The organism is Bifidobacterium sp. N5G01 (assembly GCF_002742425.1).
GTDB classification, from domain to species: Bacteria; Actinomycetota; Actinomycetes; order Actinomycetales; family Bifidobacteriaceae; genus Bifidobacterium; species Bifidobacterium hominis.
In genome coordinates, this window is sequence record NZ_NJNP01000001.1 from 781,882 (window position 1) to 797,629 (window position 15,748).

A 15,748-nucleotide genomic window follows, 5' to 3' on the forward strand; every position below is an offset into this window, starting at 1 on the left:
ACGCCACATATGAACGGCTTTCCAGACAGATGACCACGTTTTGCGTGACGATTTTCCGCCATGAGACGCTTTTCCAGGCGATACTTATTCGCAGACGATCGGTCCCGCTCTCGACCGCTTGCTGACGTGGGATACGAATGGCACTTGCGTACCGACCTGCGCTTCGATCAACACATCCTCACCTTCTATCGTGCAGGATCCGATCGTCGCATTATTACCGGAAATGGTACGTTCCGCCACGTAACAGGGGTCGGCAGAGCCTCCATATAGCGCGTTGGCCGCCGCCACCGACGCTAGGTCGGCCGCATTCTGCGCGTGATGCAGGCAAAGCAACAGATTGCCTGCCGACGCGACCGCACTCAGCATTATGGCCGCCACCGCGATCAGCGCCACACCGGATATGGTTCCCGAACCTTCATCGGATCCGCGAATCCAAGCAAACCAATGTTTCACAAAGCGTTTCACATCATACATTCCTTTCTGATTCGCATCCATCGGACGCTCTCCAGCAGTGTTTCACGGCATGTTTCGCATGTCGTGCTTGCAAGTTTTCGACACCGAAGACCCGCGTATAGCCCACACCCCAGCAGCCCCGCATCACGCAGACACAAGGCGAGGCGCTAGAAGTAGCGGGTCGCTTTGCCTGTAACTCGTGCGGGAAGCACACCGGTTGGGTCAGGTATTACAGGGCATTGCACCGTAACGGTGACGGAATCCGCACCACGGTCAAACCGTACTGTCGCCGAATCGCCGGCCGCAGCCACAGCGGCAGCCCTTGCTTTCGATTCGCCGCCGGCATCATCAACCGCGAAGGCCCGCGCACCGGCCGCGGCCGCATCCTGGCAGTTCATAGACACCACGGACGCACGCCCCAAGCACAACACCAAAATCGCCACCGCCGCCACGCAGGGGAGCACCACCGCGAATTCCGCGGTGGCCGCTCCCTCATCGGCATCATCGGTATGGCGTTTCCACCATTGCCTCAGCATGAATCACCCGACGCTCAGCGCTTTCTTGATGATGTTGGTCAGCAGCGTTTTGATGGCATCGGATTTCATAATGCCCACCAAAACGGCTGCGAATCCGGTGGCGGCAACCAGCACCACCGCATATTCGGCGGTGGCGGCGCCTTCTTCCGGTTCGGCGGTCAGCGTGCGCATACGCGCATCCAACAGGCATATCGCCTTGTCGGCCCGTTCCCGCATGGCATGCAGCCGTTGCCCTGCCCTGCCCATCAGGCCCGGCAAGCCATCGACATTGATTGGCGTTACGTTGTTCATGGCGTTCCTTTCGTTCGAACAACCCCGGCCGGACGGCCGAGTGCACCCAGTGTTGCGCATCATCACGCTCGCGGGAGCGTTTTTCCAAGGTTGTGGTCGGAGGATGTGAGTTATCCACACCCTTGGCGTGTCATCCACAGTTATCCACAAAACTTCGTGAATTATCGGATCTCGACATTCCCCGCTTTTCCGCTATCGTTACGCGCACATCGTCATTGCACAAACGACATGACGGACGGAATGATTCCAACCGCAACAAATGCGGGAAGAAAACACAATCCAGTCGGCAACAACAAACGAACCGACAATTTCGCCGCAGCCTGTTCGATCTGCGAGCGCTCATCCCAATCCAATTGTTCGACGGCTGTTTCCAAACGTTCCACTGGAGAGGCGCCACTGTGCCATGAGGAGGCGAACGCATCGCGTACTACCGCAAGATCGCCATCATCTGGCCACGCATCATCCCAGGAAACACCTTTGTTCAACTGCTCTCCGGCCGATCGCAGTCCCGCGCCGAATTCTCCTGCCGCAATATCTCCCACGGCAATCAGCGCACGGGGAATGGAAGATCCCTGTCGGATGGCGACGCTGAGCATCTCCAATATCAACGGCAGAGGAAGTTCCCGCATTCGCTCGGCGAGCGCAAGGTCAGAAGGCGCGCGAACCGGCCTCCACTGCTTCAGCCATATCGCCTCAGCCGCGCACACCACCGCCGTCAGCATCCATAAGCCAGTCATCACATGGCTCCTTTCATATCATCCTGCCGCATCCAACGCACGTATCCAGATAAGTCCGAATGTGTAGCAACAGAGAGCAAATCCGAGACATGCCAAGCCTTTGACACCTGAAACAAGGAAAGCCAATGAATGCGCGCCCATACCTTCTCCCAAGAGCACAGTGAGCAGCGGCAACGCCATCAGGAGTTTCACCGTCGCCTTGGGCATGGCGAACGCGTTGGAACGCAAATCATCCAATAATCGTTGCCGTTTCAATGATTCAGCCACCGCCTGCAGGCAACGGCCAGTTTCGCATCCGAGCGTCAGGCTCAGCTGGCAGGCCGCATACAACTCGCCGCTCAGCCGTTCGACTTGGCCGGATTGCCCGAATCTCCCGGATTGCTCGTTGGGCGGGCATCGACTGCGGATCACCATGGTTATGCGCAGTCTGGTGAGTTCAGCCGTGGCGAACGGCGTTCCTCCAAGTTCTTCGAACGCCTGCACCAATGTGGCTCCGCTACGCACGGAGGCTCGCAGAGACGCCACACATGCCATACATCCGATGGCGGGCAATGCGCTCGCCGACGCATTCAAGTCGTCGATTCCTTCGGGGTTCAATCCCTGCTTCCCGCCATGTTCCTTACTCCATCGACCGACTGCGCACCCCGGACCATCTCCCGTTCGTTCACCTACATCGTATGTGTTTCGGCGTGGCCATAGCCATACGGCCAGTCCGAACAATATCGCGGCGATAACGCCAAGACTTCCCATCCATCCACCTCGATTCAACGACTCCATGCACATACGAAATCGGGCCACTGCTGAGAGGCCCGCATTTGGCTGCCGTTCCATCCGGACAGCAGGTTTCCACGCAGTTTGCCTTCCGCAAATTCGAGCCGCCCGATTTGCGTGATGCGCCGACGCCCTCCCACCCGACCCACATGCAGCACCACGTCAAATGCGTCTTGAGCAAGCGCCGAAGTAGCCTGCGGATTCAACCCGGCAAGCAGTCCCAATGCCACCAGTCGCGAAGGGACCGCTGCTACTTGGTTGGCATGCAAGGTGGTCATACCTCCGCGATGCCCGGAATTCAGCGCGCGCAACAGGTCCACGATTTCTCCGCCTCGGCATTCGCCCACCACAATGCGATCAGGTCGCATTCGCAATGTCGCGCATATCAATTGCGACAGTCCTATGGCACCTTTGCCCTCCATGTTGGCGTCTCGCGTCACCAGCGACACGCGATTGTCGTGGTCGAGCATGCCAAGTTCGCGCACCTCTTCCACAGTGATGATGCGCTCCCCCGGCGCGCACCGCATAAGCATTGCCTTGAGCAGCGTGGTTTTGCCAGCTCCGGTGCCACCGGTCACAAGCACGCTAGCCTTGCGTTCCACGAATCCTTCCAGCAAAGGCATCCATTTGCTTGGAAACATGCCGTTTTTCGCCAAGGATTCCAGACTGGGCGCAACCGCGTCCGGCAATCGTATGCTGATGGCCGCGCCTTGTGGAACGAGCGGTGCGATAACCGCGTGCACGCGCACGCCTTCCACGGTGGAGGCGTCGGCTATCGGGCATGCGTCGTCGAGCCTTCTGCCGAGCTGCGAGCACAATCGTACGGCGAAATCGCGTATGGCTTGCGGGTTGGCGAATGGCACACGCAACGCGTACGGCCGCATTCCTTGGCCGCGATCCACCCACACGGTGCCGTCGCAGGTCACCGCAATGTCGGTGACGCCCGGTTCGGATGCGATGTCGCTAAGCGGGCCGAGTTCCATGGTCGACGCTCTTTTCTCCCAATGCCTCCTGAATGAGATCAGCCAGCGTTGCGATGGCTTTTGCATTCGCACGATTAGGTTTGCGAAGTCCGAGCCCTTCCAACAGTTCGCTACAAAGTTTGGCGTCCGTTGTGATGAACGCGGTGATATCGCAGTCGAGATATTCCGCCGCTTCCTCGACCGCCGTCACACCATGGTCGCGTATGGTTCCGCGCGGTTGCATGCCTACAAGAAACTCCCGTTCCTGCGTTGCGGCATCGTGTTCTCCGATTGGATCGCTTAGATTACGTTGCGACTGCATGTTCGCTTTGGCACGGGCAAGGCCAAGTACCGTCATTTCGACCACGGTGATGCGGATGGCCTGTCGTAGTTCTGTCAGATCTTGCATTCCGTTCCATTGCCCCATGTCGACGATGACCGCGCTACGTACCTGCGATAGCGCACGAATGCATGCCTGCACTTCCCAGGATTGCGGATTTTCGGTTTTCCAGGGATCGCAGGACAGCAGTGGTACGCCATCCCAGACCGGCAACTCCCGCAGCAACGCCTTGCCGTCGATGGTGCCAAGCGGTGCACTGATTTCCCCAAGTCGCGAGCCGTCCTCGTTTTCCACGCCGAGAAGCACGTCAAGGCCTCCGCCTTGCAGATCGGCATCGACAAGTACGCATTTGAGTCCACGCTCGTTCAGCTCACGAGCCAAGATGGCCGCCAGGGTGCTCGCTCCCACTCCCGCCACCACGGAGTCAACGATTACCACATTGCTCACATCGCAGCGTTGTTCTCGCACCATACGGCCACGCTCGGCAACCATGCCGTACGTTCCAGGCATTGCGTCGACCGGTGTCGCTCCGCCTTGGACTAATCCAGGTGACGTATAGAACCGTTGCGGAGAGACGGTTCTGCGCTGCGCCGGAGGTGCCGATCGCGATGTGGCCGAGCTCGCGACCGGCATCAGTCCGCCCGACGGCAGCGGTACCGGAGGCATATTAGGAAAAGACGTTGCGTTACTCATACCGTCGATTGAAAAGTCCCGATGCATACCATCGCAAGCCGAACCGGCCCTGTGGTCGGAGGACGCTAGTTATCCACAACCACGGCGTGTCATCCACAGCTATCCACAAAGCATCAAATATCCACGTCTGTCGATTCCCTTCGGGAAACGGGACGGACACATGCCAGCACGCTTAAAAACAAAAAGGAAGACCCGCCGAAGCGGGCCTTCCTTGCAAGAAACTTTAAAAGCAGAATCTCTGCACAACAACATCGTCGTAACGGTAAGTCTATCCAATGCCCGTCCAACGTAACGACCTATCTTGGCCATACACTCTTTGTGGGCTCTGCTCTTAAGTTGTTCTTGTACTTTGTAATTATGCTCAGCAATCCGGCAATCGCAAACCGAAATCGGCTGATGTTCCCTATTTATCGCAACTGTTGCTTTGCGATCGCAAGAATCACGAAAATGTTTCATCATGTGCGAAACGCGCGGCGTGTTTGTTTGATTGCGTGCGTTTGCTGCAAAAATACGGCGTGTCGACGCTTTATTTTGCATACGAACGAACGAATGTTAACTCCTGCTAAATTTTGACGCTTTTGACGGCATGTCCCGCTACTTAAGGATAAAGTAGGAAAGTATGGCACAGATTTTTGACGCACCCTCAAAGGCGATCTTGCGCAGCCAGATAGCTGAGCATATCGCCGAGACCGATAAAAACGATAAGCGTGAGCTTCAGGCCGGCGAAGAGCCGTTGCCGAACGACCGCTTCTTCGACCGCGAGTTGAGCTGGCTGAAGTTCAACAAGCGCGTCCTCGAACTCGCTCAGGACGAGGACCTGCCGATCATTGAACGCGCAAGCTTCGCCGCGATCTTCGCGAACAACCTCGACGAGTTCTTCATGGTTCGCGTCGCAGGCCTGAAGCGCCGCATCGACACCGGCATCGCCGTGACGGCAGCCTCCGGATTGAGCCCAAGGCAGCAGCTGCGCGCCATCAGCGAGCAGGCGCACCGCCTGCAGGACGAGCACGCGCACTACATGATCGATCACATTCTTCCCGACCTGGCGAAGGAACAGATCGTGCTTCTGAGCTGGGACAAGCTCACCGCAGCCGAGCAGGAGCGCCTGTCTCGCTACTACCGTCAGCAGGTATTCCCTGTTCTGACGCCGCTCGCCGTGGACCCGGCCCATCCGTTCCCGTACATTTCCGGCGGTTCCATCAACCTCGCTGTGCTCGTGGAGAATCCAGCTTCCGGCAAGTCCCACTTCGCACGAGTGAAGATTCCTGGAAACCTGAACCGTCTCGTGCCCGTCGACGACATGACCGACGACGATGCCACCAACGTGCGCTACGGCTTCATCACCATGGAGAACCTGATCATCGCGCACCTGGAATCCCTGTTCCCGGGCATGATCATCAAGGAAGCACGTTCCTTCCGCGTTACCCGTAACGAAGATATCGACGTGGAAGAGGATGATGCAGAAAACCTGCTCAACGCCATGGAGAAGGAGCTGCTGCGCCGTCGTTTCGGACCGCCGATCCGTCTTGAGATTTCCGACGAGACCAGCCCGTTCCTTTCCCAGCTGCTCGCCGACCAGCTGCGCGTCAGCGCCGATGAGGTGTACCGTCTGCCGGCACCGCTCGATGCGACCGTGCTCTTCGAACTTGGCGGCATCGACCGTCCGGACTTGAAGTACCGTTCGTTCGTGCCGACCACCAATCGTCAGATTGCCGAGGTGGAGTCGTCCCGCGCGCAAGACATTTTTGCAGCGATTCGCGAACGCGATATCCTCCTGCATCACCCATACGATTCGTTCTCTACCTCCGTTCAGGCGTTCCTAGCGCAGGCTGCGGCGGATCCGAAGGTGCTCGCCATCAAGCAAACGTTGTACCGTACGTCCAGCAACTCCCCGATCATCGACGCGCTCATCGACGCGGCACATGCGGGCAAGCAGGTGCTGGCACTGGTCGAAATCAAGGCACGCTTCGACGAAGACGCCAACATCGCATGGGCACGCAAGCTGGAACGCGCAGGCGTGCACGTGGTGTACGGCATCGTGGGACTGAAGACCCACTGCAAGCTGAGCCTTGTGGTGCGCCAGGAAGCCGACGGCCTGCGCCGCTACTGCCATGTGGGCACCGGTAACTACAACCCGAAGACCGCCCGTATTTACACCGATCTCGGCTTGCTGACGTGCGACCCGGTGGTCGGTCAGGATATGACCCGCCTGTTCAACCAGCTGTCCGGCTATGCTCCGAAGTCGAGCTTCCACCGTCTGCTGGTGGCGCCGCGTACCGTACGTTCCGGCCTGATTCAGCGCATCCGCCGCGAAGAGGATGCCGCACGCGCAGGCAAGGAAGCATGGATCAAGATCAAGGTCAACTCCATCGTTGACGAGAAGACCATCGACGCACTGTACCGTGCAAGCCAAGCCGGCGTGAAGATCGACATCGTGGAACGCGGCATCTGCGCGCTCAAGCCGGGTGTTCCGGGACTTTCCGAGAACATTCGCGTGCGTTCCATTCTGGGCCGTTTCCTCGAACACAGCCGTATCTACGCATTCGCGAACTCCGATGGTCCACAGATCGGTGAAGGCCCGGCCGCAGGTCCGGAAGTGTGGATCGGTTCCGCCGATCTGATGCACCGCAATCTCGACCGTCGAGTCGAAGCGCTGGTGCGCATCACCGCTCCGGAGCAGGTCGATGAACTGATCAAGTACGTGGATCTGCAGATGGCCGATTCCACCACCTCGTGGCACATGGCAGCCGACGGCACCTACGTGCGTCATGCGAAGGATGAGGAGGGTCGCCCGCTGGTCGATTCCCAGGAATATCTCATCAAGAAGCATACGCGCCGACCGGCAAGGCACTAAGTTCCGCGAAAATGGCCGATTTTGCAATTGCAGGATCGGCCATTTTCATTGCTCGATCATGAACAATAACCGCGCCTACCACTTACAATGAAAGATATGAGCGAGAACATGAGACGCGTCGTAGAAGCCGCCGGGGGTATTGTATGGCGGTGGAAAGCCGGCAGCGAAATCGCTGAAAATCCGGCAATCGCAGCACAGAAATCTCCAAAAGAACAACTCAACAACATTGAAGTGTGCATCGTGCATCGACCAAAGTACGATGACTGGAGCTGGCCGAAAGGCAAACTCGAGCAAGGCGAATCGCATCGTCATGCCGCAGTACGAGAAATCGGCGAGGAGACAGGCGTTTCCATTGCACTCGGCCCTTATCTGTGCGAAGTCGAGTATCCGTTATCCGAAGAAGGCAAGAAAACCCGGCATTCGCACGATCGCACCGTCGACACCAAGCACACGTTGTATTGGATGGCGCAACCGATTTCCGGAGATGATGCGGAACATCTGCTTGACGCATTCGGCCCTGTGCATCGCGCAGATGTAGGCGAAATCAACGATATCGTGTGGGTTTCCGTGCGTGAAGCACGTAAAATCCTCACACATTCCACCGATAAAGACACCCTCGCCATCTTCGTGGACCGCGTACAGGAGGGTGCCGCGACCGCGCAGAATCTGCTGATCGTGCGCCATGCCAAGGCTGAATCGCGCAAATCATGGAAAGGCACCGACGCGAACCGGCCGATCACTCCGAAAGGCGCGGCCGCGGCATTCGCACTCAACCGCGAACTTGCCTGCTACAACCCAACCCGCCTCGCAACCTCACCATGGCTACGCTGTCAGGAAACACTGCAGGTGCTTAGCTGGCAGACCGAACGCCCGATGGAACACATCGACGCGCTCACGGAAGACGCCTTCGCCGAACACCCGACCATCGCATGGCTGGCGTTCCTCAAGCAGATCCAGCTCACGCTCGAAACCCGCGAAACCACGGCAATCTGCATGCACCGACCGGTAATCGGGGGTATGTTTGACCATCTGCGCGGACTGTGCGCTCGCAAAGCGCTCTCAAAGCAGCTCATCGCCAAAACGCCGTTCATGCCTACCGGCACCGCCGTAGCGCTGTTTATAATCGATACGCCGCAAGGTCCCAGCATTATCGATATTCAAAAGGTTTCACCCATTGTCTACTAACATGCATTACGGTTCCGGCTCGGTTATTCCAAGCCGTTCCGCCGGTTTCACCAACACTGGATCGCCGCGCCCGGCCCGCCCGGGGCAGCTCGACCAGATGATGGCCGACAATATTGCGGGAGGTGCCGATCCGGCACAAATCAACGAGATGAGCCACGCCTCGGCGGCCGCGCTGCTGGATCGCGTGCACCACACGCAGGACGCCGAACTTGTGGAACGCGTGCTCACGCTGGTGGACCGCGAAGGCGTTGACGTGATCGCCGAATTATGGAGCAGATCCGAGCCGGATTCGCTGCCGGGCATTCTATGGCGACTGTATGTGCTGCGCACGTGGATGCGGAAGAATCGTGAGTCGATCGCACGATTGTGGCGCGTCGGAGAACCGGTCGCAACTACCGCTTCGGCAATTGCCGGAGTCGACCAGGCACCCACGGAAGATGACATTGCGCACACCGCCGATTCGATTCTGGCGGGCGCGTTCACCGGCGATTTTGCGGTTGCGCTGGAACGTGCGGCGGCGTTCACCGACGTGGTTGCGTTGGGATTGCGCATCGAGGCACGAAATATGGCCTCACGCTTGGAGGCGGTGACTTTAGAGACCGTACAAGCGGAAAGCTCGGATGCCGCGAAAAAGCAGGTGCGCACGAAAGCGGCCCGCTTGATGCATACGGCCGGCAATCTGTTTGTTACGGCCAAGGATTTTCGCCATGGGGCGAATCTGTGGAGGCGAGGAAAACTGGAGTAGCGCAATCCGCTTCTTTCACCCCCTACTAAATGTGCCGCACAGCAATCGCAATATCAATTCGCGACACGGCGTACCGTGCGGTCTGCAGCATCTGTAGAATAGGAATTCGCGCCGGGCCATGCATAGCCCCGGGCTCCATTTTTTGCCGCTGCGAGCGGCCTTTGCGCCGACAGGCGCTTTCGTGGTTCGGCGCTTTCCCTCTTTTTAAATTTCACTGCTTTTTCATAAGATTCTTCAGCGTCTTTCTTGGCGCCTTTCTCAGTTCCTGCATTTTTCTTCGCAATTATGGACTACGCTTAGAAAACATGGATATTCATGTTTTGAACCACCCGCTGGTGGACCACAAATTAACCGTTCTTCGCGACAAGAACACCCCGTCCTCCACGTTCCGCGAGCTCATTTCCGAACTCGTGATGCTTGAGGCTTACGAAGCCACCCGCGACATCGAAGTCGTGGACAAGCCGATCGAAACCCCCGTCGCTCCTATGGTAGGCAAGCACATCGCTTCCCCGGCACCGATCATTGTGCCTGTGCTGCGCGCGGGCCTGGGCATGCTTGACGGCATGACCAAGATGATTCCGTCCGCCGAAGTCGGATTCCTCGGCATGAAGCGCGACGAGGAGAACCCGACCCAGCAGATCACATACGCGAACCGCTTGCCCGACGATCTGAGCGGCCGTCAATGCTTCCTGATCGACCCGATGCTCGCCACCGGCGGCACGCTGGTCGCAGCAACGCATTACCTAGCCGAGCGTGGCGCGAAGGATGTTACCGCCGTGTGCATTCTGGGCGCTCCGGAAGGCCTGAAGTTCGTTGAGGAGAACCTCGATCCGTCCATCAAGTTCAAGCTGGTGCTGTGTGCCGTCGACGAGAAGCTCAACGACAAGTGCTACATCGTGCCGGGCTTGGGCGACGCCGGCGACCGTCTGTATGGCGTGATCGACTGACCGAATCAGAGCTCAACCGAATCGGTCCAATCAGTCAATCGAGTAAATCGAATAAAAAACGGCCTGCCACAACGCAAATCATGCGGCGGCAGGCCGAAATCATATGTAAAAACCTCTACTGCTCGTCCGGTACGAACGCCTCGAAAATATGGTAATCGAACCAGTCGTCGCACTGCGCAAGCTCGTCGCGGCTACGCACCGTCCACGACACGGGAACGGCACCCATGAAACGAGCCAGACGCACCTGCGGGCTGTTGCCGCCGTGCCAATCATAGGCGATGAAATCAGGGCGGGAAATCCAGTCGAAAATCAACGCACCGGCCGCATATTCCTTGGCGAGCGCAGCAGGATCAGACGGCTTCTCTTCCCCCTGCGGCCACCAGGAAAGCTGACCACGGCATACTTCCGGACGGTTCTCCTTGTACCAGTTGACGGCGGCCGGATTGAACGATTCGATCACGTACGCGCCGGAATAGGCCTGCAGCAGTGCGTCGCCCTTTTCCATGAGCTCGACATCGCGCGGATTCCACTTGGAATTGTCGTCGAACTTGTATTCGACGATCAGCGGCACACGGCCCGCCACTACCTTGAGCACGTCGGCGAACAGTGGCACATGCTGGAAATACCCTTCCGGAGCGCTGTCAGGTGTGGTGACCAGCGGCGGATTCTCAAGCGAGCCCGGCAGCGGCGCGGCGACGGCGGCACCGGGGGCGTCGGTTGGGAACAGCGGAATACGGGTCAGCTCATCGTATGTGAGATCGGCGATGCGTCGCGGATCTCCGGCGACGCGCATCAGATCGCCGTCATGCACCACCACGATTTCGCCGTCGGCGGTCATCTGCAGGTCAAGTTCGATGCCGTAACCCGCCTCGCAGGCCGCGGCAAACGCCGCAAGCGAGTTCTCCGGAGCGATCGCACCAGTCACGCTGGGACTGCCATAGCCCGCCTTCATGGCCATACGTCGGGCGAGCGCCACGTATTCGCCGCTTTCATTGGCATATTGCGCAGTCAGGCCGGAACCTGCGTCGTGCAGACCGCGGTGCGCATACCACACGTCGGGAATGGACGGCACGTAGTTGCGACGCTTGTCGGAGAAGGTACGCGGGGCAATCGCCCATACTGCGGCACCTGCGGCGAGCGCACCGCCCGCCAACACTTTATTGACGAATGATTTGGACATGGGCTTTCCTCCCTTACATGGCCGTTCACGCATTCTCTCGCATTGGTTCGCACCGTTCGCGGCCATCGAATCTGTCTCTTCTGAGATTAGCCCATAAATCACAAAAACGGCGACCACCTACGCGATCCGCGATCGTATGTCGCCGTCTCAAGCCACCAACAGCCAAGCCATATCTCGACTATATATGGCAGATTTCGAGTTGTGTCACGAGGCATCTCGCTTATATATGGCTGACTGGAGTCAGAAAACATGCGTTTTCATACCCCCTATATGGTTTTTTAGCAAAGTCTTCTGCCATATATAGGCGAGATGCTTCCTGACAGACCCGCAAATCTGCCATGCATAGGCGAGTTATGAGCAAAATGGGGTCCGATGACGTCCGAGTTCACCAGGTCCGTGGGGTTCGGACTCCCAAAGGTCGGCGGATCGAACATGCATGCTGGATCCGTAGGCTTGGCCACTGAGCCGTGAAGAGGAAAGCCCAGTGGGTTTTCCTCAGGCGAAGTGAGCGGCTTGCCGCGAAGACCGCGTAGCGGTACCTTGAGTGCGTCAAGCACACACATTCAGCCCAGAGGCCGAGGCTGAGAACTTACCACTTTTATGTTGGATTCAGTTACGCAGCTTGCCCCGCTTGGCTACGAAGATGCAGCACCCCGCCGTGGCCAGCACCGTCATGGCAATGACGATTGCCGTAGTAACGACGCCTGTAGAGCTTAGCTTCTTCTTACGTTGAGACTGAGATTGCTGCGATGATTGCGGTTTCGCGGAAGGCTTGGCATTATTACCGTCCTGCTTGCTGTTGTTATTGTTATCCGGAGCCGGCTTTGGAGTTGGCGTTGGTTCCGGCTCGGGCTCAGGCGTTGGATCGGGGGTCGGGTCCGGAGTCGGTTCAGGTGCATGAACCTGCCATTCGGCGGCGGCCGGCGATGCACTGCCGGATTGAATCACCATGCGCAGCTTAGTGGTCTTCACCGCGTCAGTCCAGGTTGCCTCGCTCCATCCGCCGTTATCGGTACCGTAAGCGCCGGGAGCATTGGTAACCAATGTATATGTGGCATCGGGAATATCCACAAACGCATTCGTTCCAGCATCCCAATACTGCAGTTTCCACGACGCCGGCATTCCCAAGCCCCCTCCATCGGAGGTGAATTGCACACGGCTGGAATCGATGGTGACTTCGCGATCCCATTCGTAGTCGAGCTTCATTTCACCGGTATTCGGCCACGTACCCCAAATGCAGGCGTTATCAACCGTGCAATCGCCCGGAATGGTTTTGCCGTCGTTAAGCGCGGCAACACCAGCTGTCCAAGAAGACGCTTTTTTGTCCACGTCAGTAGCAACGGCATCTTGCTCGATATAGCCGGCCAACGGCACCGACGTATCGGATGGAATATCTTTGACGCCCGCAGCCGACATATTGCCAGCAATGTCCGAAGCCTGATAGCTCACCGTTTCACGCTTCGACGAAGAAGCAGTAATCGCCGCACCTTCTTCATATTGCTGCCATTCGCCGTTTCCAACCCGGTATTCCACCGTTTTCACACCGGATCCAGCACCATCTGAGGCGGTCAATGTCATAGTGCGGGAAGCCGTATCTACCGAGGCGGTTACCGTAGGAGCCGTAGCATCCACACACGCTTCCGCAGCAGCGATTTCGCTCACATTGCCGGCCGCATCAGTGGCACGCGCACGCACACTCACTATACCCTCGCCAGTCACAGCCTTTACCGCAGTGTTCACATTCGTTCCGACGGTCACCCATGCGCCATCCCCGACCGCAAGTTCGAGTTTTGCGATCGGCGCAGCCGCATTGTCGGAAGCCGTAATAAGAGCGATCGGTGAAGTGACCAGCCAACCATCATTGCCAGCCGTGCCAGCCAATGCCACACGCACGGCAGGAGCAATGGTATCAGCCGGTTTTACGTAATCGTCGGAAACATGTACGGTCACGGTTACGTTGCCGGCTGTCAGATCATCAGCCTGCTGCTTGGTTTCAATGCCAGCAACCACACCTTGCACGGTGAACTCACCCGCCTGTGCATACGAAGAAGCAGACACCGTGCGCCACAAAACCGGAGTTTCCACTGTTTCCGAGCCGTACGCGACTTTCACCGTGTTCGACAATTCCGGCGCGTCTCCGGTCTTGGCGTAGACGTCGGCTGGCTGTTCAGCCACAACTGCTCCCTGTTGCGCGTATACTTCCCATTCAGGAACGCCAACGGAAGCATAGCCCCCGTCAACGGATTGCGCGGTCATGTCAAGTTTGAGCGCAGTGGTGGTCACTGCGTCGAATGTCACTTCATTAGGCGCGTTCTTGCCTGTATCCACGCCGTATTCGCTGGAATTGGGCACGTCCTTCCAGGAACCGTCTGCGTCAAGATATTGCAGTTTCCATGAGGCAGGGGCACGCAATGCGTTCGCATCGGTATCGAACCAGACTTTCGATCCATTCACACGTACAGCGCCATTCCACTGGTAGATCAGCGAATCGGAGGATTGTGTTTGTGGCATCTTTCGATAGTTCGTCCAATGGTTCGGCGGCACTACAGCAGTTTCCAGCACTCGCCCGTCGTTCACGGAACCCTTGTAGGCGGGTGTTTCGGTGTAGGTCGCGTCCACTGACGCATAGGGGGCCACGTTGCGTGAGGGTTGCAACCGTTCGGCTTTGGTCGGATGTGAAACGGCGTTTATGCGCCCGCCATTCCACGTCACTTCATCGATGCAGACTGCACGGCGGAAGTCAGTACCGCCAGTCTTGTCTCCAGTGTGGTAGGTGACCCACCATTTGCCGCCGAATCGTTGAATCGACGGATGCATGGTGGTGGACGATCCCGATTCGACGATTACGCCTTGGTACGCCCACGGCCCAAGAGGGCTTGCCGACGTGGAGTATTGCACGCACGCCTGATAGTTGGATTCCACGCAGGTCGCCACTCCCGACCCGGGTTTGCCACCGTCGTACACGTTGTAGTAGGTGTCTCCTTCACGGAACACCCATGCCGCCTCAAAGAAGCCTTTGGGCCCGTTGGCATAAGCGCCGCCGTTGTTGCCCAAGGTCAGCGACGCGTTCACTTGGTTCGCATAGTCGCTGCCAAGCACGTCTTTGCTGGCATCGTAGTCGGGTATGTTGGCGAGCGCGTCGGCGTCACGCATATTGTAGATTTTCGGCGCTCCGTCCGCCGTTCCGCCCATGGTTTCCACGGCAACATATGAGGTGCGGCCAGTGTTGGCGTCCCGCTGCATTTTTACGGCGAGTTCGCTGTTGAAGGTGCCGAAGTGCAGATATCCGGTACCGTCATTGTCCACGAAGAATGCGGGATCGATGGTTTCGATTTGCGTCTGCATGGTAGTCAGCAACGGCGCTCCGATGGCGTCGACCCATGGTCCGAGGGGGCTTTTTGATTTGGCCACGCCGATGGAGAACGGGTCGGCTCCCGCGGCTGCGTTCTTGTCTTTGACTGGCACGTAGTAGTAAAACCAGTCGTCGGCCGTGTCTGCGGTGCCAGCATCGTCGACTACTACTTGTCCTGCGTAGGCTCCGTCGCCGGTTGCCCAGTCGAACAGGTCGGCTTTGGCGATGGTCTTGTAGTGCGTCCATTTGCCGGATTCCGGATTGTCGGTTACGTAGACGCCCCAGTCTTTCATATTGAAGGACCCGTAGGTTGGTTCGGCCTCGTCGTGTCCGGTGAATACGAAGAGTTTGCCATCGTATTCAAGGGTGGATGCGTCTGCGGAATAGTAGTTTTGCGACAGGTCGTTGGGGGTATTGGTTCCTTCGTTCTGCCCGATGGGGTTGCGAAGGGTTGCCGGCAACGCACTGTTGTCGATTTGTGTGACGGTGACGTCGGGATTGCCGACCGGCAGATCGTTGTAGGCGTGTCCGGCGACGCTGGGCGCGGTACTTGCGTCGGCCGCGTTGGCTGTCTGCATGGTTGCGATTGCTCCCGTGCATAAGGTGGCTGCGGCTGCGATGCCTGCCACCAGCGTCTTCATCGACGCATGTGAGATGTGCGAAAAGCTCATGAATATTCCTGTTTTCACGATTGGATATTGA

The 15,748-nt window shown here is 58.0% G+C and carries 13 protein-coding genes; 4 read left to right on the plus strand and 9 right to left on the minus strand.

Going from position 1 to position 15,748, the window contains the following annotated elements; all coding sequences use genetic code 11:
* Positions 1-84: 84 nt before the first annotated feature.
* The 7 genes from CE168_RS03405 to CE168_RS03435 form a co-directional block, all read right to left on the minus strand.
* Positions 85-474, minus strand: coding sequence for an Rv3654c family TadE-like protein (locus CE168_RS03405; RefSeq protein ID WP_099571186.1), 390 nt, complete (start codon positions 472-474; stop codon positions 85-87).
* Between the two features lie 146 nt (positions 475-620).
* Positions 621-989, minus strand: coding sequence for a TadE family type IV pilus minor pilin (locus CE168_RS03410; RefSeq protein ID WP_099571101.1), 369 nt, complete (start codon positions 987-989; stop codon positions 621-623).
* Positions 990-992: 3 nt separating this feature from the next.
* Complete coding sequence (locus CE168_RS03415) at positions 993-1,280, minus strand: DUF4244 domain-containing protein (RefSeq protein ID WP_099571102.1); 288 nt, start codon at positions 1,278-1,280, stop codon at positions 993-995.
* A 212-nt stretch (positions 1,281-1,492) separates the two neighbouring features.
* Positions 1,493-2,017 carry a type II secretion system F family protein gene (locus CE168_RS03420; protein ID WP_099571103.1) on the minus strand — a complete coding sequence of 175 codons (525 nt, stop codon included), beginning with the start codon at positions 2,015-2,017 and terminating at the stop codon, positions 1,493-1,495.
* A gap of 18 nt (positions 2,018-2,035) precedes the next feature.
* Entirely contained in the window at positions 2,036-2,767 is a 732-nt protein-coding gene (locus CE168_RS03425) for a type II secretion system F family protein (RefSeq protein WP_236824294.1), read from the minus strand.
* Positions 2,768-2,781: 14 nt separating this feature from the next.
* Positions 2,782-3,771 (minus strand): CpaF family protein, encoded by a 990-nt coding sequence (locus CE168_RS03430; RefSeq protein ID WP_099571104.1) that lies wholly within the window; start codon positions 3,769-3,771, stop codon positions 2,782-2,784.
* Positions 3,752-4,582, minus strand: coding sequence for a P-loop NTPase (locus tag CE168_RS03435; RefSeq protein WP_099571105.1), 831 nt, complete (start codon positions 4,580-4,582; stop codon positions 3,752-3,754). Before CE168_RS03435 ends, CE168_RS03430 begins: the two co-directional genes overlap by 20 nt.
* Positions 4,583-5,402: 820 nt before the next feature.
* On the opposite strand from CE168_RS03435, the gene CE168_RS03440 reads away from it, so the two are divergent.
* The 4 genes from CE168_RS03440 (at position 5,403) to upp (ending at position 10,514) form a co-directional block, all read left to right on the plus strand.
* The gene (locus CE168_RS03440; RefSeq protein ID WP_099571106.1) at positions 5,403-7,637 is read left to right on the plus strand and encodes an RNA degradosome polyphosphate kinase; all 2,235 of its coding nucleotides are present in this window, start codon (positions 5,403-5,405) and stop codon (positions 7,635-7,637) included.
* An 87-nt stretch (positions 7,638-7,724) separates the two neighbouring features.
* Positions 7,725-8,822, plus strand: a complete 1,098-nt coding sequence (locus tag CE168_RS03445; protein WP_099571107.1) for an NUDIX hydrolase — start codon at positions 7,725-7,727, stop codon at positions 8,820-8,822.
* A 1-nt stretch (position 8,823) separates the two neighbouring features.
* Positions 8,824-9,567: a hypothetical protein gene (locus CE168_RS03450; RefSeq protein ID WP_099571108.1), complete on the plus strand. Its 744-nt coding sequence runs from the start codon at positions 8,824-8,826 to the stop codon at positions 9,565-9,567.
* 305 nt (positions 9,568-9,872) lie between these two features.
* On the plus strand, positions 9,873-10,514 hold the full coding sequence (upp, locus tag CE168_RS03455) for a uracil phosphoribosyltransferase (RefSeq protein ID WP_099571109.1): 642 nt from the start codon (positions 9,873-9,875) through the stop codon (positions 10,512-10,514).
* Between the two features lie 115 nt (positions 10,515-10,629).
* Here the strand turns inward: upp and CE168_RS03460 are convergent, their stop codons facing one another.
* A complete protein-coding gene (locus CE168_RS03460; protein WP_099571110.1) occupies positions 10,630-11,694 on the minus strand; it encodes a glycerophosphodiester phosphodiesterase family protein in 1,065 nt (354 codons plus the stop codon).
* A 609-nt stretch (positions 11,695-12,303) separates the two neighbouring features.
* On the minus strand, positions 12,304-15,717 hold the full coding sequence (locus tag CE168_RS03465) for an OmpL47-type beta-barrel domain-containing protein (RefSeq protein WP_236824295.1): 3,414 nt from the start codon (positions 15,715-15,717) through the stop codon (positions 12,304-12,306).
* Between the last annotated feature and the right edge of the window lie 31 nt (positions 15,718-15,748).

Excerpts from the sequence above, each read along its gene's own strand:
- CE168_RS03410 (WP_099571101.1), bottom strand. The coding sequence starts at position 989 with ATGCTGAGGCAATGGTGGAAACGCCATACCGATGATGCCGATGAGGGA.
- CE168_RS03465 (WP_236824295.1), bottom strand. The coding sequence starts at position 15,717 with ATGAGCTTTTCGCACATCTCACATGCGTCGATGAAGACGCTGGTGGCA.
- CE168_RS03440 (WP_099571106.1), top strand. The coding sequence starts at position 5,403 with ATGGCACAGATTTTTGACGCACCCTCAAAGGCGATCTTGCGCAGCCAG.
- CE168_RS03415 (WP_099571102.1), bottom strand. The coding sequence starts at position 1,280 with ATGAACAACGTAACGCCAATCAATGTCGATGGCTTGCCGGGCCTGATG.
- CE168_RS03420 (WP_099571103.1), bottom strand. The coding sequence starts at position 2,017 with ATGACTGGCTTATGGATGCTGACGGCGGTGGTGTGCGCGGCTGAGGCG.
- CE168_RS03405 (WP_099571186.1), bottom strand. The coding sequence starts at position 474 with ATGTATGATGTGAAACGCTTTGTGAAACATTGGTTTGCTTGGATTCGC.
- CE168_RS03450 (WP_099571108.1), top strand. The coding sequence starts at position 8,824 with ATGCATTACGGTTCCGGCTCGGTTATTCCAAGCCGTTCCGCCGGTTTC.
- CE168_RS03445 (WP_099571107.1), top strand. The coding sequence starts at position 7,725 with ATGAAAGATATGAGCGAGAACATGAGACGCGTCGTAGAAGCCGCCGGG.
- upp (WP_099571109.1), top strand. The coding sequence starts at position 9,873 with ATGGATATTCATGTTTTGAACCACCCGCTGGTGGACCACAAATTAACC.
- CE168_RS03435 (WP_099571105.1), bottom strand. The coding sequence starts at position 4,582 with ATGGTTGCCGAGCGTGGCCGTATGGTGCGAGAACAACGCTGCGATGTG.
- CE168_RS03425 (WP_236824294.1), bottom strand. The coding sequence starts at position 2,767 with ATGGGAAGTCTTGGCGTTATCGCCGCGATATTGTTCGGACTGGCCGTA.
- CE168_RS03430 (WP_099571104.1), bottom strand. The coding sequence starts at position 3,771 with ATGGAACTCGGCCCGCTTAGCGACATCGCATCCGAACCGGGCGTCACC.
- CE168_RS03460 (WP_099571110.1), bottom strand. The coding sequence starts at position 11,694 with ATGTCCAAATCATTCGTCAATAAAGTGTTGGCGGGCGGTGCGCTCGCC.